Annotated in this window: 20 protein-coding genes; 9 read left to right on the forward strand and 11 right to left on the reverse strand. The window is 64.3% G+C overall.

Going from position 1 to position 19,353, the window contains the following annotated elements; translation table 11 throughout:
- Nucleotides 1-527 precede the first annotated feature (527 nt).
- Nucleotides 528-2,603, forward strand: a complete 2,076-nt coding sequence (locus tag DK261_RS17385; RefSeq protein WP_038630479.1) for an AsmA family protein — start codon at nucleotides 528-530, stop codon at nucleotides 2,601-2,603.
- A gap of 241 nt (nucleotides 2,604-2,844) precedes the next feature.
- Here the strand turns inward: DK261_RS17385 and DK261_RS17390 are convergent, their stop codons facing one another.
- Nucleotides 2,845-3,756: a LysR substrate-binding domain-containing protein gene (locus DK261_RS17390; RefSeq protein WP_009046727.1), complete on the reverse strand. Its 912-nt coding sequence runs from the start codon at nucleotides 3,754-3,756 to the stop codon at nucleotides 2,845-2,847.
- Between the two features lie 142 nt (nucleotides 3,757-3,898).
- Here DK261_RS17390 and DK261_RS17395 point away from each other — a divergent pair, with 142 nt between their 5' ends.
- From DK261_RS17395 to DK261_RS17405, 3 genes are all read left to right on the forward strand, one after another.
- Nucleotides 3,899-4,537 carry an FMN-dependent NADH-azoreductase gene (locus DK261_RS17395; RefSeq protein WP_009046728.1) on the forward strand — a complete coding sequence of 213 codons (639 nt, stop codon included), beginning with the start codon at nucleotides 3,899-3,901 and terminating at the stop codon, nucleotides 4,535-4,537.
- A gap of 9 nt (nucleotides 4,538-4,546) precedes the next feature.
- Nucleotides 4,547-4,852: a multidrug efflux SMR transporter gene (locus DK261_RS17400; RefSeq protein ID WP_009046729.1), complete on the forward strand. Its 306-nt coding sequence runs from the start codon at nucleotides 4,547-4,549 to the stop codon at nucleotides 4,850-4,852.
- A gap of 307 nt (nucleotides 4,853-5,159) precedes the next feature.
- Complete coding sequence (locus tag DK261_RS17405; RefSeq protein WP_110176062.1) at nucleotides 5,160-6,050, forward strand: triacylglycerol lipase; 891 nt, start codon at nucleotides 5,160-5,162, stop codon at nucleotides 6,048-6,050.
- Between the two features lie 103 nt (nucleotides 6,051-6,153).
- On the opposite strand, the gene DK261_RS17410 is transcribed toward DK261_RS17405, so the two are convergent.
- Nucleotides 6,154-7,041, reverse strand: a complete 888-nt coding sequence (locus tag DK261_RS17410) for a DMT family transporter (protein ID WP_009046731.1) — start codon at nucleotides 7,039-7,041, stop codon at nucleotides 6,154-6,156.
- A gap of 97 nt (nucleotides 7,042-7,138) precedes the next feature.
- Here DK261_RS17410 and DK261_RS17415 point away from each other — a divergent pair, with 97 nt between their 5' ends.
- From DK261_RS17415 to DK261_RS17425, 3 genes are all read left to right on the forward strand, one after another.
- Nucleotides 7,139-7,927 (forward strand): helix-turn-helix transcriptional regulator, encoded by a 789-nt coding sequence (locus DK261_RS17415; RefSeq protein WP_016704103.1) that lies wholly within the window; start codon nucleotides 7,139-7,141, stop codon nucleotides 7,925-7,927.
- A 71-nt stretch (nucleotides 7,928-7,998) separates the two neighbouring features.
- Nucleotides 7,999-8,298 (forward strand): PsiF family protein, encoded by a 300-nt coding sequence (locus DK261_RS17420; RefSeq protein ID WP_009046733.1) that lies wholly within the window; start codon nucleotides 7,999-8,001, stop codon nucleotides 8,296-8,298.
- A gap of 163 nt (nucleotides 8,299-8,461) precedes the next feature.
- Complete coding sequence (locus DK261_RS17425; protein ID WP_009046734.1) at nucleotides 8,462-9,472, forward strand: AI-2E family transporter; 1,011 nt, start codon at nucleotides 8,462-8,464, stop codon at nucleotides 9,470-9,472.
- Nucleotides 9,473-9,596: 124 nt separating this feature from the next.
- Here the strand turns inward: DK261_RS17425 and DK261_RS17430 are convergent, their stop codons facing one another.
- Entirely contained in the window at nucleotides 9,597-10,862 is a 1,266-nt protein-coding gene (locus tag DK261_RS17430) for an Hsp70 family protein (RefSeq protein ID WP_009046735.1), read from the reverse strand.
- 299 nt (nucleotides 10,863-11,161) lie between these two features.
- On the opposite strand from DK261_RS17430, the gene DK261_RS17435 reads away from it, so the two are divergent.
- Nucleotides 11,162-12,100: a DnaJ C-terminal domain-containing protein gene (locus DK261_RS17435; RefSeq protein ID WP_016704101.1), complete on the forward strand. Its 939-nt coding sequence runs from the start codon at nucleotides 11,162-11,164 to the stop codon at nucleotides 12,098-12,100.
- A 41-nt stretch (nucleotides 12,101-12,141) separates the two neighbouring features.
- On the forward strand, nucleotides 12,142-12,444 hold the full coding sequence (locus DK261_RS17440; protein WP_009046737.1) for a chaperone modulator CbpM: 303 nt from the start codon (nucleotides 12,142-12,144) through the stop codon (nucleotides 12,442-12,444).
- A gap of 316 nt (nucleotides 12,445-12,760) precedes the next feature.
- Here DK261_RS17440 and DK261_RS17445 read toward each other — a convergent pair whose 3' ends face one another.
- The 8 genes from DK261_RS17445 to urtE form a co-directional block, all read right to left on the reverse strand.
- Nucleotides 12,761-13,903, reverse strand: a complete 1,143-nt coding sequence (locus tag DK261_RS17445) for a sensor histidine kinase KdpD (protein WP_110176063.1) — start codon at nucleotides 13,901-13,903, stop codon at nucleotides 12,761-12,763.
- Nucleotides 13,904-14,041: 138 nt separating this feature from the next.
- Complete coding sequence (ureC, locus tag DK261_RS17450; RefSeq protein WP_009046739.1) at nucleotides 14,042-15,742, reverse strand: urease subunit alpha; 1,701 nt, start codon at nucleotides 15,740-15,742, stop codon at nucleotides 14,042-14,044.
- Nucleotides 15,743-15,882: 140 nt separating this feature from the next.
- Nucleotides 15,883-16,188: an urease subunit beta gene (locus DK261_RS17455; RefSeq protein ID WP_009046740.1), complete on the reverse strand. Its 306-nt coding sequence runs from the start codon at nucleotides 16,186-16,188 to the stop codon at nucleotides 15,883-15,885.
- Nucleotides 16,185-16,718: an N-acetyltransferase gene (locus tag DK261_RS17460; protein WP_110176064.1), complete on the reverse strand. Its 534-nt coding sequence runs from the start codon at nucleotides 16,716-16,718 to the stop codon at nucleotides 16,185-16,187. Before DK261_RS17460 ends, DK261_RS17455 begins: the two co-directional genes overlap by 4 nt.
- Before the next feature lie 6 nt (nucleotides 16,719-16,724).
- Nucleotides 16,725-17,258 carry a GNAT family N-acetyltransferase gene (locus DK261_RS17465; protein WP_009046742.1) on the reverse strand — a complete coding sequence of 178 codons (534 nt, stop codon included), beginning with the start codon at nucleotides 17,256-17,258 and terminating at the stop codon, nucleotides 16,725-16,727.
- 9 nt (nucleotides 17,259-17,267) lie between these two features.
- Nucleotides 17,268-17,570, reverse strand: a complete 303-nt coding sequence (ureA, locus tag DK261_RS17470; protein WP_007927275.1) for an urease subunit gamma — start codon at nucleotides 17,568-17,570, stop codon at nucleotides 17,268-17,270.
- Nucleotides 17,571-17,700: 130 nt separating this feature from the next.
- On the reverse strand, nucleotides 17,701-18,540 hold the full coding sequence (locus DK261_RS17475) for an urease accessory protein UreD (protein ID WP_110176065.1): 840 nt from the start codon (nucleotides 18,538-18,540) through the stop codon (nucleotides 17,701-17,703).
- 30 nt (nucleotides 18,541-18,570) lie between these two features.
- Nucleotides 18,571-19,269, reverse strand: coding sequence for an urea ABC transporter ATP-binding subunit UrtE (gene urtE, locus DK261_RS17480; RefSeq protein WP_009046744.1), 699 nt, complete (start codon nucleotides 19,267-19,269; stop codon nucleotides 18,571-18,573).
- Nucleotides 19,270-19,353: the final 84 nt, after the last annotated feature.

Raw genomic sequence — 19,353 nt, forward strand, 5'->3', positions numbered from 1 at the left:
ACCGTCGGAAGCCAGGGTCTGGGTGAATACCGAGGTGCTTGCCTTGACTTGTGGGGTAGCCTGTTCAGCGGCTGGCAGGGCGAAAGCGTTGGCTGCCAGGATCGAGAGGGTCAGGCTAAGCAGTAATTGGCGTTTCATGATGAGTTGCTCCTTGGAAGGGCGATAAAGTGGGTACGGAGCCAATGTTACGCGCGCTAAATCGATATAAAAGTTCATAAAGACAATGGTAATAATCAACAGAATTGATTGTTCGGCCCGAGGGCTCTAGAACGGGCGTTTTCGAAGAAGGGTTTTGCACCGGGGTGGGTATTTTCGACCCATCTGCGCCTCGCAAAAGTGCGGCGGCGGTAACGCCAAGCTGGCGCTTCGGTCAGAAAAATCCGTGCTTTTGTGTCTGAGTCGCGGCTTTTGGGTTAAACCTGCGGGCCGTTTGTCAGTCCTAGTTTCCATGACCGGTGGATTTCAACCCCGGCAGTTCATAAGGGCGTCGCCATCCAGGCGCCCGTCAGCAGTCAGGAGCCCTGTGCATGACGCGCACCCGTAAAATTCTCGCCTGGACAGTCGGTAGCCTTTTCCTGCTGCTGGCCGTGCTGGTACTGATCATCGCGTTCTTCGATTGGAACCGGATCAAGCCGCCACTCAATGCCAAAGTCTCCGAAGAACTGCATCGCCCCTTCGCCATCAACGGCAACCTGGCGGTGATCTGGCAGCGCGAACTCGACGAAGGCGGCTGGCGGGCCTGGGTGCCCTGGCCGCACGTGGTGGCCGAAGACCTGACCCTGGGCAACCCCGAGTGGTCCAAGGCGCCGCAGATGGTCAGCCTCAAGCGCGTCGAATTGCGCATTTCACCCCTGGCGTTGCTGGCGCAGCGCGTGCGCATTCCGCGTATCGACCTCACCGAGCCGAATGCCGCCCTCGAGCGCCTGGCCGACGGCCGCGCCAACTGGACTTTCCAGTTCGACCCGAAAGACCCGAACGCCGAACCCTCCAACTGGGTGGTGGACATCGGCGCCATCGGCTTCGACAAAGGGCATGTCATCCTCAATGACCAAAACCTGAAAACCCGCCTCGACCTGCTGATCGACCCACTGGGCAAGCCGATTCCGTTCAGCGACATCGTTGGCGACAAGGCGGCGAAGAAAGCCGAGGAGAAGGGCGCAGCTCCCCAGTCCTATGCCTTTGCCTTCAAGGCCAAGGGGCAATATCACGGCCAGGCCCTGGCCGGCTCCGGCAAGATTGGCGGCCTGCTGGCGCTGCAGGATGCGAGCAAGCCGTTCCCGCTGCAGGTCCAGGCAACGATCGGCGATACTCGCGTCGAACTGGCCGGCACCCTGACCGATCCGCTGAACCTCGGCGCGCTGGATCTGCGCATGAAGCTCGCCGGCACCAGCCTGGGCAACCTGTACCCGCTGACCGGCGTGACCCTGCCGGACTCGCCGGCCTATGCCACCGATGGCCACCTGAGCGCGCAGCTGCGCGATCCGGCCGGGGCGAAGTTCCAGTACCAGGACTTCAACGGCAAGATCGGCGACAGCGACATTCATGGCAACCTGACCTACGTCGCCAGCCAGCCGCGGCCCAAGCTGACCGGCGCGCTGGTGTCCAATCAGTTGCTGTTCAGCGACCTGGCGCCGCTGATCGGTGCCGACTCCAATGCCGAGCAGAAGGCCCGTGGTGGCGACAGCAAGCAACCGGCGGACAAGGTGCTGCCGGTGGAAGAGTTCCGCACCGAGCGCTGGCGTGACATGGACGCCGATGTCGAATTCACCGGCAAGCGCATCGTCCAAAGCGCCGATTTGCCCTTCACCGACCTGTACACCCATCTGGTGCTCGACGACGGGCGCCTGAGCCTGGAGCCGCTGCGTTTCGGCGTGGCCGGCGGCAAGCTGGATGCGCAGATTCGCCTCAATGGCCAGGCCGCGCCGCTGGAAGGCCGGGCCAAACTGACTGCGCGCAACTTCAAGCTCAAGCAGCTGTTCCCGACCTTCGAGCTGATGAAAACCAGCTTCGGCGAACTCAACGGCGATGCCGATATCGCCGGGCGCGGCAATTCGGTGGCGGCCCTGCTCGGCAGCGCCAACGGCGAGCTGAAGATGCTGATCAACGACGGCGCCATCAGCCGCAGCCTGATGGAGATCGCCGGGCTCAACGTCGGCAACTATGTGATCGGCAAGATGTTTGGCGACAAGGAAGTGAAGATCAATTGCGCCGCCGCCGACTTCGGCATCAAGACCGGCCTGGCCACCAGTCGCCTGTTCGTGTTCGATACCGAGAACGCGATCGTCTACATCGACGGCACCGCGAACATGGCCAGCGAGCAACTGGACCTGACCATCACGCCTGAGTCCAAGGGCCTGCGCCTGTTCTCCCTGCGCTCGCCGCTCTATGTGCAAGGCAAGTTCATCAAGCCGGAGGCCGGGGTCAAGGCCGTGCCGCTGATGTTGCGCGGCGCTGGCATGGTGGCGCTGGGGGTGATCGCCGGGCCGGCGGCCGGGTTGCTGGCGCTGGTGGCGCCGAGCGGTGGCGAGCCGAACCAGTGCGCGCCGCTGCTCGAGCAGATGCGCTCGGGCAAGGCGCCGGTGGCGGTCAAGCCGACCCGCTAAGGCCCGCTTTTCTGTAGGAGCAGCCGGTCGACGCTCGATTGCTCGCGATGAACGATAACGCGGTACTACAGGCACTCCGCGGCGCCTGAATCGCGGGCAAGCCTCGCTCCTACGGGGAGGATGGCCCCACGCATCCAGTGTAGGAGCGAAGCTTGCTCGCGATGAACGATAACGCGGTATTACAGGCACTTCGCGGTGCCTGGATCGCGGGCAAGCCTCGCTCCTACCTGTTCGGCGGGCCTCAGCCGGCGGTGAGCATCGGATGTCCGGCCGCCTGGGCCTCTTCGCGCAACCACTGGAAAAACGCCCGCACCGGCGGATGCCGTTCGCGCCCGGGCACGCACAAGGCGCTGTAGCCTGCACCGTCGACATGGATCTGCGGGCGATACGGCACCAGCAGGCCGCTGGTCACGCTCTCCGACACCAGGATATTGCTGGCCAGCACCAGGCCCTGGCCGGCAATGGCCGCTTGCAGGGCGTAGTGCTCCTCGTCGTATTCGCGAAACACCGGGCGATCCCGCATCCAGCTTTCCTGCGCCTTGTCGCACCAGGCCTCCCAGCCATGGGCATAGAGCTTGGAGTTGTGCCAGCGCACGCTGATCAGCGTCGGCGTTTGCTGGCGGGCCAGGGCCACCTGTTCCGGCGAGCCGTAGACCGCGAAGCACTCGTCGAACAGGCACAGCCCATAGAGGTTCGGGTAGTCGTCCAGGCTGTAGCGGATCACCAGGTCGACGCTCGCGTCCTGCTGCAGGTCGATGACCTCGCAATTGGTGTCCAGGCGCAGGTTGATGTTCGGGTGCCGGGCATAAAAACGCCCCAGGCGCGGCACCAGCCACAGCGCGGCGAAGGCTGGCGTGGTGGAGATCATCAGGTTCGCGCCGCTGCGTTGCGGGCGCAGGCTGTCGACGCTCTGCGCCACTTCCAGCAAGGCGCCGTGCAGGCTGTGGAACAGGCGCTCGCCGCATTCGGTCAGGCGCACCTGGCGTGGCAGGCGCTGGAACAGCGGCACGCCCAGCCAGCTTTCCAGGGAGCGGATCTGGTGGGAAATCGCCGTGGGCGTGACCGACAGCTCCTCGGCAGCGGCCTTGAAACTCAAGAGCCGGGACGCCGATTCGAAGGCGCGCAAAGCGGTCAGCGGCAGGTTGGCAAACATACAGGGTCACCTTATGGGTGAAATGGATTCATCCTGATCAACTATTGCTCATTTGTTCCATGGGGCCGGCATCAATAGCTTTATTCCCGCCCAGGAAGGCTTTTTACGGTCTTCCAGAATGATCCAGGATGAGGAATGACAGATGAGCAGAATTCTAGCAGTACATGGCAGCCCCCGTGGCGAACGCTCCCATTCGCGGCGGCTGACGGAACGCTTTCTCCAGGCCTGGCTCGAGGCCCATCCCCAGGGCCAGCTGACCCGTCGGGAAGTCGGCCGCGCTTCGCTGCCCCATGTCAGCGAGGCCTTCGTCGCCGCGGCGTTTTATCCCGAGCCGCAGGCGCGGCCCTTGTCGATGCAGGCCGACCTGGCCCTGAGCGACGAGTTGGTGACCGAGCTGCTGGAGCATGAGCTGCTGGTGATCTCGGCGCCGATGTACAACTTCAGCGTGCCCAGCGGCCTCAAGGCCTGGGTCGACCAGATCGTGCGCCTGGGCCTGACCTTCAATACCGTGCAGGACAATGGCATCGCCCAGTACGAGCCGCTGGTGCGGGGCAAGAAAGCGCTGATCGTCACCAGTCGCGGCGGCTTCGGCTTTGGTCCGGGTGGCGAGCTGGAAGCCATGAACCACGCCGATCCGTGGTTGCGTACCGCGCTGGGCTTTATCGGGATCGAGGACGTCACGGTGGTCGCGGCCGAAGGCGAGGAGTCGGCCGAGCGCACGTTCCAGGTGTCCTGCGCCGAAGCCGAGCAACGCCTGCTGGCGCTGGCACGGACCTTCTGAGGAGGCGACATGGCCTGGCTGTTCTTGCTGATCGCCGCCGCCTTCGAAGTCACCTTCGCCATGGGCATGAAGTACGCTGAGGGTTTCACCCGGCTCTGGCCGTCGCTGCTGACGGTGGTGGCCGCGCTGGGCGGCATCTACTTCCTGACCCTGGCGATGCGTGAGCTGCCGGTGAGCATCGCCTACCCGATCTGGACCGCCATCGGTTCCCTGGGCACGGTGTTCCTCGGTTTTGCCTTGCTGGGGGAGAGCCTGACGCTGGTCAAACTGGTGTCGGTGGGGCTGATCGTGGCCGGGGTGGTGGGGTTGAAATAGCCTATCCCTTGTAGGAGCGAAGCTTGCTCGCGATGGGCTGCGCAGCAGCCCCAAACCCGCTTCAGTTCTACTGGAAGAAATCCATTGCCTGAACCGGAGCTATCGCGAGCAAGCTTCGCTCCTACAGACCCGGGGCGATCCATTTATTGCCAATCCCCTGTAGCGAGCTTGCTCGCGTTAGCCTCGGGGGAATGTCATACAGTGGTCGTGAAGCTGTCATCTTGGCTGTCGATGCTCTTGGCTGCTGCCGACATCCAGCCTCGGGCGCCGCGGTCCCTGATACAAGTCCGATCACAAGGATGTTCCCATGTCCCAAGAGCTTGCCACGCGTTACCCGCTGGTCCTGGTCCCCGGCATGCTGGGGTTTATCCGGCTGGTGCTGTACTCCTACTGGTTCGGCATCGAGTCGGCGTTGCGCCGCGGCGGGGCCACGGTGATTGCGGTGCAGGTTTCGCCGCTGCATAGCACCGAGGTGCGCGGCGAGCAGTTGCTGGCGCGGATCGAGGAGATCCGCCGCGAAACCGGCGCCGACAAGGTCAACCTGATCGGCCACAGCCAGGGGGCGCTCACCGCCCGCTATGCCGCGGCCAAACGCCCGGACTGGGTGGCCTCGGTGACCTCGGTGGCCGGGCCCAATCATGGCTCGGAGCTGGCCGACTACATCGAACGCCACCATTCCATCGACACCCTGCGCGGGCGGGTGCTGAGTTTTATCCTGCGGGTGATTGCCGCGTTGATGTGCTGGCTGGACACCGGCTATCGCGGGCCGAAGCTGCCGGCGGATATCCATGCCTCGCACCGCTCGCTGACCAGCGAGGGCGTGGTGCTGTTCAACCGCCAGTATCCCCAGGGCCTGCCGGAAACCTGGGGCGGGCAGGGGCCGGAAGAGGTCAACGGGGTGCGTTACTACTCCTGGTCCGGCACCTTGCAGCCGGGCAAGACCAATCGCGGGCGCAACCTGTTCGACGGCACCAATCGCAGCTGCCGGCTGTTCGCCAGGACCTTCGTCCGCGAAGCCGGGCAGTGCGATGGCATGGTCGGCCGCTACAGCTCGCACCTGGGCACGGTGATTGGCGACGATTACCCCCTGGATCATTTCGATATCGTCAACCAGTCCCTGGGGCTGGTGGGCCGGGGCGCGGAGCCGATCCGGCTGTTCGTCGAGCATGCGCAGCGATTGAAAGCGGCGGGGGTATAGCCAGGGAGAGATGTGGCGGTTTTGAGATTTATCGCGAGCAAGCTCGCTCCTACAGGATCGAGCCATCCCCTGTAGGAGCGAGCTTGCTCGCGATGACGATCTGTCAGGCGACGCTGACCTTGCGCCCCAGCACCGTGGTCCAGCGTTCCGACAGGATCACCCCGCCCAGGGTCAGCATCCCACCCACCAGGTGATACAGCGCCAGCTGTTCATGCAGCACCACGGCGGCGATCAGCGCGGTAATCAGCGGCAGCAGATTGAAGAACAGCGTGGTGCGGCTCGGCCCCAGGCGCACCACGGCCTGCATCCAGGCCAGCGGCGCGAGCATCGAGGCCAGCAGGCAGGCGTAGAGCACCAGGGGAATGTTGTGCAGGGTCAGGCCGGTTTTCGGCGAGGCCAAGAACAGCGGAAACAGCACCACCACGGCCACCAGCACCTGCAGGTACAGCAGCACCAGCGGCGGCAGGCGCAGCTGCCATTTTTTCAGCAGGGTGCTGTAGATCGCGTAGGCCAGGGTGGCGATCAGCATCATCGCGTCGCCCAGGTTCACGCCGTGTTCCAGCAGCACCTCGAGGCTGCCGGACGACACCACCACCAGCACCCCGGCAAACGACAGCACCGCACCGACCAGGGCACCGGCCGTCAGGCGTTGGCCGAGGCTGGCGATCGCCATGGCCAGCGACATCAGCGGCATCAGCGAAAGAATGATGCCCATGTTGGTGGCCGAGGTCAGTGTCGCGGCGAAGTACGCCAGGCTCTGGTACACCGCCATGCCCAGCACGCCGAGGATGAAGATCTTGCCCAGGTTCGGGCGGATCACCGCCCAGTGGGCGACCACCGCCTTGAGCATGAACGGCGTGAACAGCAGGCCGGCCAGCAGCCAGCGATAGAAACCGATCTCCGCGGGGAAGATCGCCCCGACCGCCAGCTTGTTGATGACGGTATTGCCGGCCCAGATAAAGACGGCCAGTAACGGATAAGCGTATTGCATGAGGAAAAACCAGAACGTTGATGAAGGGTGATTATCCCTCTGTCTGGATCAAAGCCTATACTTCGATCCAGACAACCCGCCCTTGAATCCGGACAGCATGAGCAAAAAACACATCGACCTGCTGCCCTTCAGCGGTCTGCCGGCCCCGGTGTACTTCCGCTACGCCGATTTCGACGCCCACAGCCATGCGCTGGAGCATCGTCATCCCTGGGGCTGCCTGGAGTATTCGGCCCACGGCGTGATGCACATGGAGATCGCCGGCCAGCGCTTCATGTCGCCGCCGCAGTACGCCATCTGGATTCCGCCGGACACCGAGCACAGCTTCTACAGCCCGCAGCCGATCGTATACCGCGCCGTGTGCCTGGTCCCGGAGCTGTGCCGGGTGCTGCCGCAGCAGGCCTGCACCCTGGCCATCAGCGATATTCTCAAGGCGATCCTCAAGGACTTCGCCGCGCGCGATGTGCAGATCCCCGAGCAGGAAACGGACAGCCGCCTGGCCCAGGTAATGCTCGACCAGTTGCAGCAGGCGCCGGTGCATGACGGTTACCTGCCTTATGCCAGCAGCCCGGCCTTGCTCGGCGTGCTGGAGGCATTGCAGGCCGCCCCGGGGGATAACCGCGCGCTGGCCGATTGGGCGCGGCAGATCCATGTCAGCGAACGCACCCTGGCCCGGCAATTCGTGCGCGAGCTGGGCATGAGTTTTGGCGAGTGGCGCCAGCGCCTGCGCTTCCTGGCGTCCATCGAGGCGCTGGACAGTGCGCGCAGTGTCCAGGAGGTGGCGTTCGACATGGGCTACAGCAGCGCCTCGGCGTTTATCGCGATGTTCCAGCGCCAGGCCGGCTGCACGCCCGAGCAGTACCGGCGCACCAGCCTACAGAACAGGTGAACCTGTAACAGGGTTTGTCTACACTGCGCTGGAGGCCGCGCCCGTCGGTGCGGTAACAAGGAGAAAACTCCATGAAGATGCTGCGTATCCCTTTGTTGATGGTTGGCCTGCTGCTCTGTTCCCAAGGATTTGCCGCCACCGCCCAGCAGAACAAGATGACCACGTGCAACGCCGACGCCACCGCCAAAGCCCTCAAGGGCGATGAACGCAAAGCCTTTATGAGCACCTGCCTGAAAGCCACCCCGGCTGCCGCGGCGACCCCGTCCACCCCGCAGGAACGGATGAAGACCTGCAACGCCGACGCCACCGCCAAAGCCCTCAAGGGCGACGAGCGCAAGACCTTCATGAGCACCTGCCTGAAGAAGCAATAACCTTTTCCCTCGCAGGCGCGAGCTTGTTCACGATCCGGTCGCGGCAGTTTGCCTGACACACTCTGTATCGTTGATCGCCAGCAAACCCGCGCCTGTCGGCCTCGCATCGTCAGTGCAACGCTGGCAGACTGCCAATCCTTTCACGCTGTTTGTTTGAGGCTGTATGCCAACGTTTTCTCAGCGTCATCTGTTGTTGTTCAGTTGGGTGATCATCTTCGGCGGCCTGCTGCTGGTAATACCGTTGCGGCTATTACCGAGCCTGCTGGCGGGCCTGCTGGTGTTCGAACTGGTCAACATGCTCACCCCGCAATTGCAACGGCTGATCGAAGGTCGGCGGGCGCGCTGGTTGGCGGTGGCCCTGCTCGGCACCCTGGTGGTCAGCGTGCTGACGCTGCTGTTCGCCGGCGCCATCAGCTTCCTGCTGCACGAAGCGGAAAATCCGGGGGCTTCCCTGGACAAATTCATGGCGGTGGTGGACAAGGCGCGCGGCCAGTTGCCGCCGTTCCTCGACTCCTATCTGCCGGCCAGCGCGGCGGAGTTCCAGGTGGCCATCGGCGCCTGGGCCAGCAAGCACCTGAGCGAGCTGCAACTGGTGGGCAAGGACGCGGCGCACATGTTCGTGACCTTGTTGATCGGCATGGTGCTGGGGGCGATCATCGCCTTGCAGCGCGTGCCCGACCTGACCAAGCGCAAGCCGCTGGCGGCCGCGCTGTTCGACCGCCTGCACCTGCTGGTCCAGGCCTTTCGCAACATCGTGTTCGCGCAGATCAAGATTTCCCTGCTCAACACCTTCTTCACCGGGATCTTCCTCGCGCTGATCCTGCCGATGTTCGGCGTCAAGCTGCCGCTGACCAAGACCCTGATCGTGCTGACCTTCCTCTTGGGGCTGTTGCCGGTGATCGGCAACCTGATCTCCAACACCCTGATCACCATCGTCGGCATGTCGCTGTCGATATGGGTGGCCGCGGCGGCGCTGGGCTACCTGATCTTTATCCACAAGCTGGAATACTTCCTCAACGCGCGGATCGTCGGCGGGCAGATCAGTGCCAAGTCCTGGGAATTGCTGTTGGCGATGCTGGTGTTCGAGGCGGCGTTCGGCCTGCCGGGGGTGGTGGCCGGGCCGATTTATTACGCCTACCTGAAGAGTGAGTTGAAGCAGGCGGGGTTGGTTTGAGCTGACGCTATCCCTGTAGCCGCTGCCGAAGGCTGCGATCGGCCGAAGGCCGTAGCGATCTCAAAATCGCTGAAGGTCCTGCGGACCTTATCGCAGCCTGCGGCAGCGGCTACAGGGGGGGCGTTTAGCCGTAGCGTTTTTTCGCTTCGATCGCCAGGCCGCTGCCGATGCTGCCAAAGATGTTGCCTTCGACGTGGCGTGCGTTGGGCAGCATGTCCGCGACGCTCTGGCGCAGGGCCGGGATGCCGCTGGAGCCGCCGGTGAAGAACACCGTATCGACCTGGCCGACGCCGACATTGGCATCGCCCAGCAGTTGCGTGACGCTGCCGCGGATGCGCTCCAGCAGGCTGTCGATGGACGACTCGAACAGCGCCCGGCTCAAGTCCACGCTCAGGCCCGCCTCGATACGGTCCAGGGGCACCACGCGGTTGTCGGCGTGGGTCAGCTGGATCTTGGTCTCTTCCACCTCCATCGCCAGCCAGTGTCCGGCGCGCTGCTCGATCAGCTTGAACAGGCGGTCGATGCCGCCGGTGTCTTCGATGTCGTAGCGCATGCTGCCCAGGGCCAGCTGGGACTTCTGCGAGTACACCGAGTTGATGGTGTGCCAGGTCGCCAGGTTCATGTGGGTGCTGGTGGGCATGTAGGCGCCGCTCTTCATCCGGCTGCCGTAGCCGAACAGCGGCATCAGGCCCTGGAGGCTCAACTGCTTGTCGAAATCGGTCCCGCCGATGTGCACGCCGCCGGTGGCGAGGATGTCCTCGTGGCGGTTGTCCAGGCCACGGCGCTCGGGCGACAGGCGCACCAGGGAGAAGTCGGAAGTACCACCGCCGATGTCGACGATCAGCACCAGCTCTTCGCGTTCGATGGTCGACTCGTAGTCGAAGGCCGCGGCGATCGGCTCGTACTGGAAGGAGACTTCTTTGAAGCCCAGCTTGCGCGCCACTTCCACCAGGGTGTCCTGGGCCTCCTGGTCGGCGGCGGCATCGTCATCGACGAAAAACACCGGGCGGCCCAGTACCACTTCCTCGAACTCCCGGCCAGCGGCAGCTTCGGCGCGGTTCTTGAGCTGGCCGATGAACAGGCCCAGCAGGTCCTTGAACGGCATCGCCGTGCCCAGCACGCTGGTGTCGTGCTTGATCAGCTTGGAGCCCAGCAGGCTCTTCAGCGAGCGCATCAGCCGGCCTTCGTAGCCCTCCAGGTACTCATGCAGCGCCAGGCGGCCATACACCGGACGGCGTTCTTCGATGTTGAAGAAGACCACCGACGGCAGGGTGATCTTGTCGTCTTCCAGCGCAATCAGCGTTTCCATGCCGGGGCGCAGCCAGCCGACCGTGGAGTTGGACGTGCCGAAGTCGATACCGCAGGCACGGGCCGCAGATGCGTTTTTCATGTCTTTCGAGTTCCGGTTGGAAAAAACGGCCGCGCAGTGTATGCCAGTCGTTCGCAGAATCGAAGGCCGACTATCCGCTAAATCGAAACCCGCAAGCCTTGAAAGACTATTCTTTACCCCAAACTTGCAGGCATGGGCCGGGCAGCCATCGGGCGGTCGCAAGAACCGCCGCCAGCTGCCGATAAACTTCTGCTGCGCCGCGTGAGTCACAGTATTGAGATCGATCAGCCTTGACGCTGCTCAAGAGTGCATGCTGTACGTCCCGCCGCGCCACATTGATAACGGATGGTGATCCTTAGATGGACTTCAAAGACTATTACAAGATTCTCGGGGTGGAGCCGACGGCGGACGACAAGGCGATCAAGGCCGCCTATCGCAAGCTGGCGCGCAAATACCACCCTGATGTCAGCAAGGAAAAAGACGCCGAAGCCAAGTTCAAGGACGCGTCGGAAGCCTATGAAGCGCTGAAAAGCGCGGACAAGCGGGCCGAATACGACGACCTGCGGCGTTATGGCCAGCACGGCCAGCCGTTCCAGGGCCCACCGGGCTGGAAAGGCCGCGCGGATGCGGGCGGTTTCGGCGATGGCGGGGACTTTTCGGACTTCTTCAGTTCGATCTTCGGCAACCGCGGGCCGGGTTTCGGCGGTGGACAATCGCGCAGCGCCGGGCGCAGGGGGCAAGACGTGGAAATGGAATTACCGATCTTCCTGGAAGAAACCCTGTCGGCCGAGTCGAAGAAGGTCAGCTTCAAGGTGCCGCAGTACAACGCCGCCGGGCAGCATGTCAGCAACACCAGCAAGAGCCTGAACGTGAAGATCCCGGCCGGCGTCGCCGACGGCGAGCGCATCCGCCTCAAGGGCCAGGGCGCGCCCGGTGTCGGCGGCGGGGCCAATGGCGACCTGTACCTGACCATTCGTTTCGCGCCCCATCCGAAGTTCGATATCGAGGGCGAGAACCTGATCATCACCCTGCCGCTGGCCCCTTGGGAGCTGGCGCTGGGGACCGAGGTCGCGGTGCCGACCCTGACCGGCAAGATCAACCTCAAGGTGCCGGCCGGCAGCCAGAACGGCCAGCGCATGCGCGCCAAGGGCCATGGCCTGCTGAACAAGGCCGGGCATCGCGGTTATCTGTTCGTGCAGCTCAAGGCCGTGATGCCCAAGGCTTCCGGCGACGACGTCAAGGCGTTGTGGCAGGAGCTGGCGAAGAAGGCCGCCTTCAACCCGCGGGAGCATTTCTGATCCGCAACCCATTCTGATCTGGAACATAGGAGTCGCTGACCATGAGCACCCTGATCGTTCAGCTGGATATGGAAGAGTTCTGCGAGGTGGCCGATCTGCCGGCCGCCTATGTGATGGAAATCGTCGAGCACGGGATCCTCGATCCCCATGGCGCGGCGCCCCGCGACTGGCGCTTCACCGACTATGAACTGGCGGTCGCCAAGCGCGCCGCCAAGTTGCGGCGCGACCTGGAATTGGAGTGGGAAGGCGTCGCCCTGGCGCTGGAACTGCTCGACGAAGTCCGCGAGTTGCGCACGGAAAACCAGATGCTCAAGCAGCGCCTGGGGCGCCTGCTCGCCGACTGAGACTGCGCGTTATCGTTCATCGCGCTCCTACGGAGGCATGGGTGGTGATGTTGTAGCCGCTGCCGAGCCCGCGAGGCTGCGATCGGCCGCGAAGCGGTCGCAAAACCGGGCAACCCGTTCTTCCAGACACACCCCATGCCCAGGCTTTGCGAGGACTTCGTCCTCGATCGCAGCCTCGCGGGCTCGGCAGCGGCTACGGTGCGTTCGTCTCTATAGCGGTTGGAAGGCTCGGGCATCGTCCATCGCGAGCAATGGCGCGTCGGCCGGCCGCTCCTACAGAAGCATGGGCAGCGGCTACAGGGTTCTGTGTTGGCGGCTACAACGATTCGGCGCGGGATACTCGTGGCAGGGTCACGGTGAAGGTGGTGCCATCGCTCTCGTTGGAGCTGACCTCTATGCTGCCCTGGTGGGCGGTGACCACTTCCTTGACGATGAACAGGCCCAGGCCGAGGCTGGTGGAAGGGCTGCCGAGCTCTTCGTTGGCACTGCGCACCAGGGGATCGAAGAGGGTGCCTAGGGCTTCCTTGGGAATCGGCGGGCCGTAGTTGTGGATGGTCAGCAGCACCTGCTCGGCGCTGCCAGTGAGGGTCACGGTCACGGTGCGACTGTTGTTGCCATGCTGCAGGGCATTGCCGATCAGGTTCTGCAGCATCTGTTCGATACGCCCGCGATCCCAGATGCCATGGCTGTCGCCATGGAAGTTCAGCGCCGGTGTGCAGTCCGGCTGGCCGGCGCAGGCTTCGTCCATGGCTGCCTTGATGGCACTGGCCATGTCCATGGGCGCCGGCTCGATGGGCAGGCTGCTGCCCAGGCGGCTGCGCACGAACTCCAGCAGGTCGCCGACCATCGCCGCCATGTGCCTGGCGCCACTCTTGATCCGCGACACATAGGCCAGCGCATCGGCGTCCAGCGCGACTTTGCGCGCCAGCATCTCGGTGGACATGCTCACCGCCTGCAAGGGCGCGCGCAGGTCGTGGCCGAGAATCGCCAGGAAGATATCCCGCGAGCGGTTGACCTGCTCGGCATAGGCCGTGGTGGATTCGGCCAGCGCCTCGTCGATGGTTTCGTTGAAACGGATCATGTCCTGGAAATAGGCCAGCTGCGGCGACTCCAGGCTGGTGACCCAGAGACGGATCACGCAGGCGCGCAGGTGGCGGAATTCCGAGGTCATCTGTACCAGGTCGAAGCCGACGTTGTGGCGCAATTCGCCATGGCTGGCGGCGGCCTCGTCGAGGCTCGGGGTCTTCTCCGGGCCTTCGCCCCTGGCCTTGGCCGCCTGTTCGCTGGCGGTCTGGGCGGTGCGCATGTCGCGAGCGGCGGCCAGCAGGATGGACTTGGCATGGTCGCGCAATTGCAGGCGGGTCAGGGAGTCGGTTTCGGGGGCGATGGATCGGGCGAATTGCTCCCACTCATCAACGATTCGATCAACCTGTTGCACGATGAAGTCGGGTAGACGCATGGCCGGGAACCTTGTCAGGCAGCAAGAGTGAGAACGGCCTGTCGAATTCTAGCCGCGATTGAGCCGTTCAACACGGCAAGACGTCCGGCTTTGCTGACCGTTGGGCGGCCCGCATGGGCGCCCGTTGGATCCAGGTTTCTAGAACAGAAAGTAGCGCTGGGCCATCGGCAACACGTCCGCCGGCTCGCACCACAGCAGCACACCGTCGGCCTTGACCTGATAGGTCTGCGGGTCGACCTCGATATCCGGCAGGTAGTCGTTGTGGATCAGGTCGGTCTTTTGCACGTCGCGGCAGCCCTTGACCACCGCGATCTGCTTTTTCAGCCCCAGTTGCTGCGGCACCCCGGCCTCCAGCGCGGCCTGGCTGATAAAGGTCAGGCTGGTGGCGTGCCGACTGCCGCCGTAACTGGCGAACATCGGCCGGTAATGCACCGGCTGCGGGGTCGGGATCGAGGCGTTGGCGTCGCCCATCAGGCTGGCGGCGATGGCCCCGCCCTTGAGGATCAGCGTCGGCTTGACCCCGAAGAACGCCGGACGCCAGAGCACCAGGTCGGCCCATTTGCCGATTTCGATGGAGCCCACTTCGTGGCTGATGCCGTGGGTGATCGCCGGATTGATGGTGTATTTGGCGATGTAGCGCTTGACCCTAAAGTTGCTGTTGCCGGCACCGTCGCCCGGCAGCGGGCCGCGCTGGCGGTGCATCTTGTCGGCGGTCTGCCAGGTGCGGGTGATGACCTCGCCGACCCGGCCCATGGCCTGGCTGTCGGAGCTGATCATCGAGAAGGCGCCCAGGTCGTGGAGGATGTCTTCGGCGGCGATGGTTTCGCGGCGGATGCGGCTTTCGGCGAAGGCCACGTCCTCGGCGATGCTCGGGTCGAGGTGGTGGCAGACCATCAACATGTCCAGGTGTTCGTCGATGGTGTTGCGGGTGAACGGCCGAGTCGGGTTGGTCGAGCTCGGCAGCACGTTGGGGAAACCGCAGGCCTTGATGATGTCCGGGGCGTGGCCGCCGCCGGCGCCTTCGGTGTGGTAGGTGTGGATGGTGCGGCCCTTGAAGGCGCCGAGGGTGGTTTCGACGAAGCCCGACTCGTTGAGGGTGTCGGTGTGGATCGCCACCTGCACATCGTACTGGTCGGCGACGCTCAGGCAGTTGTCGATGCTGGCCGGGGTGGTGCCCCAGTCTTCGTGGAGCTTGAGGCCGATGGCCCCGGCCTTGACCTGCTCGATCAGAGGCTCCGGCAGGCTGGCGTTGCCCTTGCCGGTGAAGCCGATGTTCATCGGGAACGAGTCCGCCGCCTGGAGCATGCGCGCCATGTGCCAGGGCCCGGAGGTGCAGGTGGTGGCGTTGGTGCCGGTGGCCGGCCCGGTGCCGCCGCCGATCATGGTGGTGACGCCGCTCATCAGCGCCTCTTCGATCTGCTGCGGGCAGATGAAGTGGATATGGGTGTCGATGCCGCCGGCGGTGAGGATCATGCCTTCGCCGGCGATCACTTCGGTGCTGGCGCCGACGGCGATGGTCACGTCGGGCTGGATGTCCGGGTTGCCGGCCTTGCCGATGGCGGCGATGCGCCCGTCCTTCAGGCCGACGTCGGCCTTGACGATGCCCCAGTGATCGATGATCAGCGCGTTGGTGATCAGGGTGTCGACCACCTCGGCCGCGAGCAGCTGGCCCTGGCCCATGCCGTCGCGGATCACCTTGCCGCCGCCGAACTTCACTTCTTCGCCGTAGGTGGTGAAGTCCTTCTCGACTTCGATCCACAGCTCGGTGTCGGCCAGGCGCACCTTGTCGCCGACGGTGGGGCCGAACATGTCGGCGTAGGCTTGTCTTGAAATCTTCATGTGCTTGCCTTGGGATTCAATTGGATTTGAGACCGCTCGCGTAGCTCGCTATTCGCGGGCAAGCCTCGCTCCTACATTTGATCGCATTCCCTTGTAGGAGCGAGGCTTGCCCGCGATGGCGTCAGAACAGGCAATGCACCTCAAAGGTCGCCCATGACCCGCCCGGCGAAACCGAACACCCGGCGATGCCCGGCCAGGTCCACCAGTTCCACCTCGCGGGTCTGCCCCGGCTCGAAGCGCACGGCGGTGCCGGCCGGGATGTTCAGGCGCATGCCTCGGCTGGCGGCGCGGTCGAAGGTCAGGGCGTCGTTGGTTTCGAAAAAGTGATAGTGCGAGCCCACCTGGATCGGCCGGTCGCCGCTGTTGGCGACGCTCAGGCTGAGGGTGCGGCGGCCGGCGTTGAGTTCGATGTCGCCGGGCTGGATCTGGTATTGGCCTGGAATCATACGGGTTGCCCCAGAGTCTTGAAGTAAATGGCGGTCGGGCTGTAGGCGCCGTCCGGGCTTTGGCAGTAGTTCGGCAGTTCGCCGACGCGGGTGTAGCCGAGGGCGCTGTAGAAGGCTTCGGCGTCCGAACCGGCTTCGGTGTCCAGGTACAACAGGCCGCGCTTGTGCTGGCGCGCCGCGAGCTCCACGGCGTGCATCAATTGCTGGCCCAGGCCACGGCGGCGGGCGTCGTGGCGCACCTGGAGCTTCTGCACTTCGGCGCGATTGAGGCCGTTGGGTTTCTGGCACAGCGCCAGTTGCACGCTGGCCAGGACCCGCTCGTCCTGCACCACCACCCACAGCAACAGGCTGCCGTCGGCCACGCTGGCCTGGACGCTGTTGACGTAGGCGCGGGCCTGTTCCTCGTCGAGGTCGGCCATGAAACCCACCGAGGCGCCGTGGCCCACGGCGTCGAACAACAGATCAATCAACCCCTGGCGATAGTGGGCAAAGCTCTCCGCATGGACTCGACGCAGTTGGGCAGCGTTCATCGGGTATCACTCCTTGTGGATAGTGGGCGGTAGCGCCCCCGGATCGAGGGTCAGTTGCATGAACGTCAGGTCCAGCCAGCGCCCGAACTTGGTGCCCACTTGCGGCATCTGTCCGGTGGTGACGAAGCCCAGGCGTTCGTGCAGGCGGATCGAGGCGGCATTGCCGCTTTCGATGGCCGCGACCATCACGTGCTTGTCGCAGGTCCTGGCGCGTTCGATCAGCGCTTGCATCAGGCGCGGGCCGAGGCCGTTGCCGCGCTGGTCGTTGCGCACATAGACCGAGTGCTCGACGGTATGGCGGAAACCGTCGAAGGGCCGCCAGTCGCCGAACGAGGCATAGCCGAGCACGCTGTCGTCGGCGTCGACCGCCACCAGCACCGGATAGCCCTGGGCCTGACGGGCGCTGAACCAGGCCTGGCGATTGCCCAGGTCCACGGCCTGCTCGTTCCAGATCGCCGTGGTGTTAAGCACGGCGTCGTTATAGATATCGCGGATCGCCGGCAGGTCGGCATGCACGGCATCGCGGATGGAATACGTCATGGCGCGGCCTCAGGCGATCGGTTGATGGACGGTGACCAGCTTGGTGCCGTCGGGGAAAGTCGCTTCCACCTGGATTTCCGGAATCATCTCCGGGATGCCTTCCATCACCTGTTCGCGGGTCAGCAGGGTGGTGCCGTAGTGCATCAGTTCGGCCACGGTCTGGCCGTCGCGGGCGCCTTCGAGCAGCGCCGCGGAAATGTAGGCCATGGCTTCCGGGTAATTGAGCTTCACCCCCCGGGCCAGGCGCCGTTCGGCCACCAGGCCGGCGGTGAAGATCAGCAGTTTGTCTTTTTCGCGTGGGGTCAGGTCCATCGTTGGCAATCCGTTGTTGTAGGAGCGAGCTTGCTCGCGAAAAGTGTTAGCGATAATGCGTACTGCCTGAAGGAGCGCGGTGACTTGGCGTTTTTCGCGAGCAAGCTCGCTCCTACAGGGACATGGATATTCATGTGCTCCAGATCCTCGGCGGCAGCGCCTCGCGGCCCAGCAGGGCGGGGCGCAGCAGGCGCCACAGGTCGATCAGCCAGGCGCGGGCCAGCAGCGCTTCGCTGGCCAGGCAGCGGGCTACCAGCAGGCCGGGCAGTTGCGTCAGGTCGCCGCGCACGGCATGAGGCAGTGCGCGGCAGCGTTCCAGCAACGGGCTGTCGATTTCGCCGGTAGCCAGCAAGGTGGCGAAGACCGGCTGGCCGTCCAGGCCGATCGGCGAGTCGAGCAAGCCGTCGCCGCCGACAATGCGCTGGCGTTCGTGCCAGAGCAACTGGCCGTCGCGGCGGATGTCCAGGTGCGACTGGAAATGCCCGAGGTCGAAACGTTCGTTGCTGGCGGGGCGCCCGAGGGCCACCAGGTCCCAGTAGAACAGCCGGGCGTCGCCTTGCAGTTCGATACGGGTGCTCAGCTCGGCCTGGGCGGCGCTGAACACGATGGTTTCCTGGGGCAGCCATTCCAGGGTGGCACCGGCGGCGACGCTCAAGTCCAGGGTCTGATAGGCCGGCCCGGTGGCGCGATACCACTTGGCGGCGCCGGGGCTGGTCAGTTGCGCCCAGGCATCGCGCTCGACGCTGGCGCGGATCTGCAGGCGGTCGCCGCCGGCAATCCCGCCGGGCGGATGCACGATGATGTGCTGGCAGACTTCGGGGCCTTCGGCGTACAGGTGCTTCTGCACCCGCAGCGGGCCCTTGTGCCGGCGCTGCACCGGGCGCGTGCTGTCGCCAAAGCGGGCGTAGCCGAGTTCCAGCTCGGCATGCCAGCTGGGGGTGAACAGGGCGGTGTGGGCAGGCAGATTCATGATTCGTGCTTAATGTCGGGACGTTACAGGTTAGATCGTAACCAGTCCGCGTACACCCTCGGCTTCCATATTTTCACCGCGGCCCTGCTGGACGATTTCGCCCCGGGACATCACCAGGTACTGATCGGCCAGTTCGGCGGCGAAGTCGTAGAACTGTTCCACCAGCAGGATCGCCATGTCGCCGCGTGCCGCGAGTTTCTTGATCACCGCGCCGATCTCCTTGATCACCGACGGCTGGATGCCCTCGGTGGGCTCGTCGAGGATCAACAGCCGTGGCCGGCTGGCCAGGGCGCGGCCGATGGCCAGCTGCTGTTGCTGACCGCCGGACAGGTCGCCGCCGCGCCGCTGCTTCATTTGCAGCAGCACCGGGAACAGCTCGTAGATAAAGGCCGGCACTTCCTTGGCCTCTTTCGCGCCAAAACGCGACAGCCCCATCAGCAGGTTTTCTTCCACGGTCAGGCGGCCAAAGATTTCCCGGCCCTGGGGCACGTAGGCGATACCGGCGTGTACCCGCTGATGGGGCTTGTAGGCGGTGATCGCCTGGCCTTCCCAGTTCACCGCGCCTTCCCTGGCCGGCAGCAGGCCCATCAGGCATTTGAGCAGGGTGGTCTTGCCCACCCCGTTGCGCCCGAGCAGGCAGGTGACCTCGCCGACCTTCACCTCGAAGCTCAGGCCCCGCAGGATGTGGCTACCGCCGTAGTACTGGTGCAGGTGTTGGACTTGTAGCATTGGAACTCCGTTAGTAGGGCTTCAAGCGGCAAGCTTCAAGCTGCAAGTAAGGGCGGGGGATGTGGCTTTGCTGTTCACTTGCCG

The sequence above is a fragment of the Pseudomonas sp. RW409 genome (assembly GCF_003184125.1).
In the GTDB taxonomy this organism is placed as follows: domain Bacteria; phylum Pseudomonadota; class Gammaproteobacteria; order Pseudomonadales; family Pseudomonadaceae; genus Aquipseudomonas; species Aquipseudomonas chlororaphis_I.

Coding starts and splice junctions, on each gene's coding strand:
- DK261_RS17385 (WP_038630479.1), top strand. CDS start 528: ATGACGCGCACCCGTAAAATTCTCGCCTGGACAGTCGGTAGCCTTTTC.
- DK261_RS17390 (WP_009046727.1), bottom strand. CDS start 3,756: ATGTTTGCCAACCTGCCGCTGACCGCTTTGCGCGCCTTCGAATCGGCG.
- DK261_RS17395 (WP_009046728.1), top strand. CDS start 3,899: ATGAGCAGAATTCTAGCAGTACATGGCAGCCCCCGTGGCGAACGCTCC.
- DK261_RS17400 (WP_009046729.1), top strand. CDS start 4,547: ATGGCCTGGCTGTTCTTGCTGATCGCCGCCGCCTTCGAAGTCACCTTC.
- DK261_RS17405 (WP_110176062.1), top strand. CDS start 5,160: ATGTCCCAAGAGCTTGCCACGCGTTACCCGCTGGTCCTGGTCCCCGGC.
- DK261_RS17410 (WP_009046731.1), bottom strand. CDS start 7,041: ATGCAATACGCTTATCCGTTACTGGCCGTCTTTATCTGGGCCGGCAAT.
- DK261_RS17415 (WP_016704103.1), top strand. CDS start 7,139: ATGAGCAAAAAACACATCGACCTGCTGCCCTTCAGCGGTCTGCCGGCC.
- DK261_RS17420 (WP_009046733.1), top strand. CDS start 7,999: ATGAAGATGCTGCGTATCCCTTTGTTGATGGTTGGCCTGCTGCTCTGT.
- DK261_RS17425 (WP_009046734.1), top strand. CDS start 8,462: ATGCCAACGTTTTCTCAGCGTCATCTGTTGTTGTTCAGTTGGGTGATC.
- DK261_RS17430 (WP_009046735.1), bottom strand. CDS start 10,862: ATGAAAAACGCATCTGCGGCCCGTGCCTGCGGTATCGACTTCGGCACG.
- DK261_RS17435 (WP_016704101.1), top strand. CDS start 11,162: ATGGACTTCAAAGACTATTACAAGATTCTCGGGGTGGAGCCGACGGCG.
- DK261_RS17440 (WP_009046737.1), top strand. CDS start 12,142: ATGAGCACCCTGATCGTTCAGCTGGATATGGAAGAGTTCTGCGAGGTG.
- DK261_RS17445 (WP_110176063.1), bottom strand. CDS start 13,903: ATGCGTCTACCCGACTTCATCGTGCAACAGGTTGATCGAATCGTTGAT.
- ureC (WP_009046739.1), bottom strand. CDS start 15,742: ATGAAGATTTCAAGACAAGCCTACGCCGACATGTTCGGCCCCACCGTC.
- DK261_RS17455 (WP_009046740.1), bottom strand. CDS start 16,188: ATGATTCCAGGCCAATACCAGATCCAGCCCGGCGACATCGAACTCAAC.
- DK261_RS17460 (WP_110176064.1), bottom strand. CDS start 16,718: ATGAACGCTGCCCAACTGCGTCGAGTCCATGCGGAGAGCTTTGCCCAC.
- DK261_RS17465 (WP_009046742.1), bottom strand. CDS start 17,258: ATGACGTATTCCATCCGCGATGCCGTGCATGCCGACCTGCCGGCGATC.
- ureA (WP_007927275.1), bottom strand. CDS start 17,570: ATGGACCTGACCCCACGCGAAAAAGACAAACTGCTGATCTTCACCGCC.
- DK261_RS17475 (WP_110176065.1), bottom strand. CDS start 18,540: ATGAATCTGCCTGCCCACACCGCCCTGTTCACCCCCAGCTGGCATGCC.
- urtE (WP_009046744.1), bottom strand. CDS start 19,269: ATGCTACAAGTCCAACACCTGCACCAGTACTACGGCGGTAGCCACATC.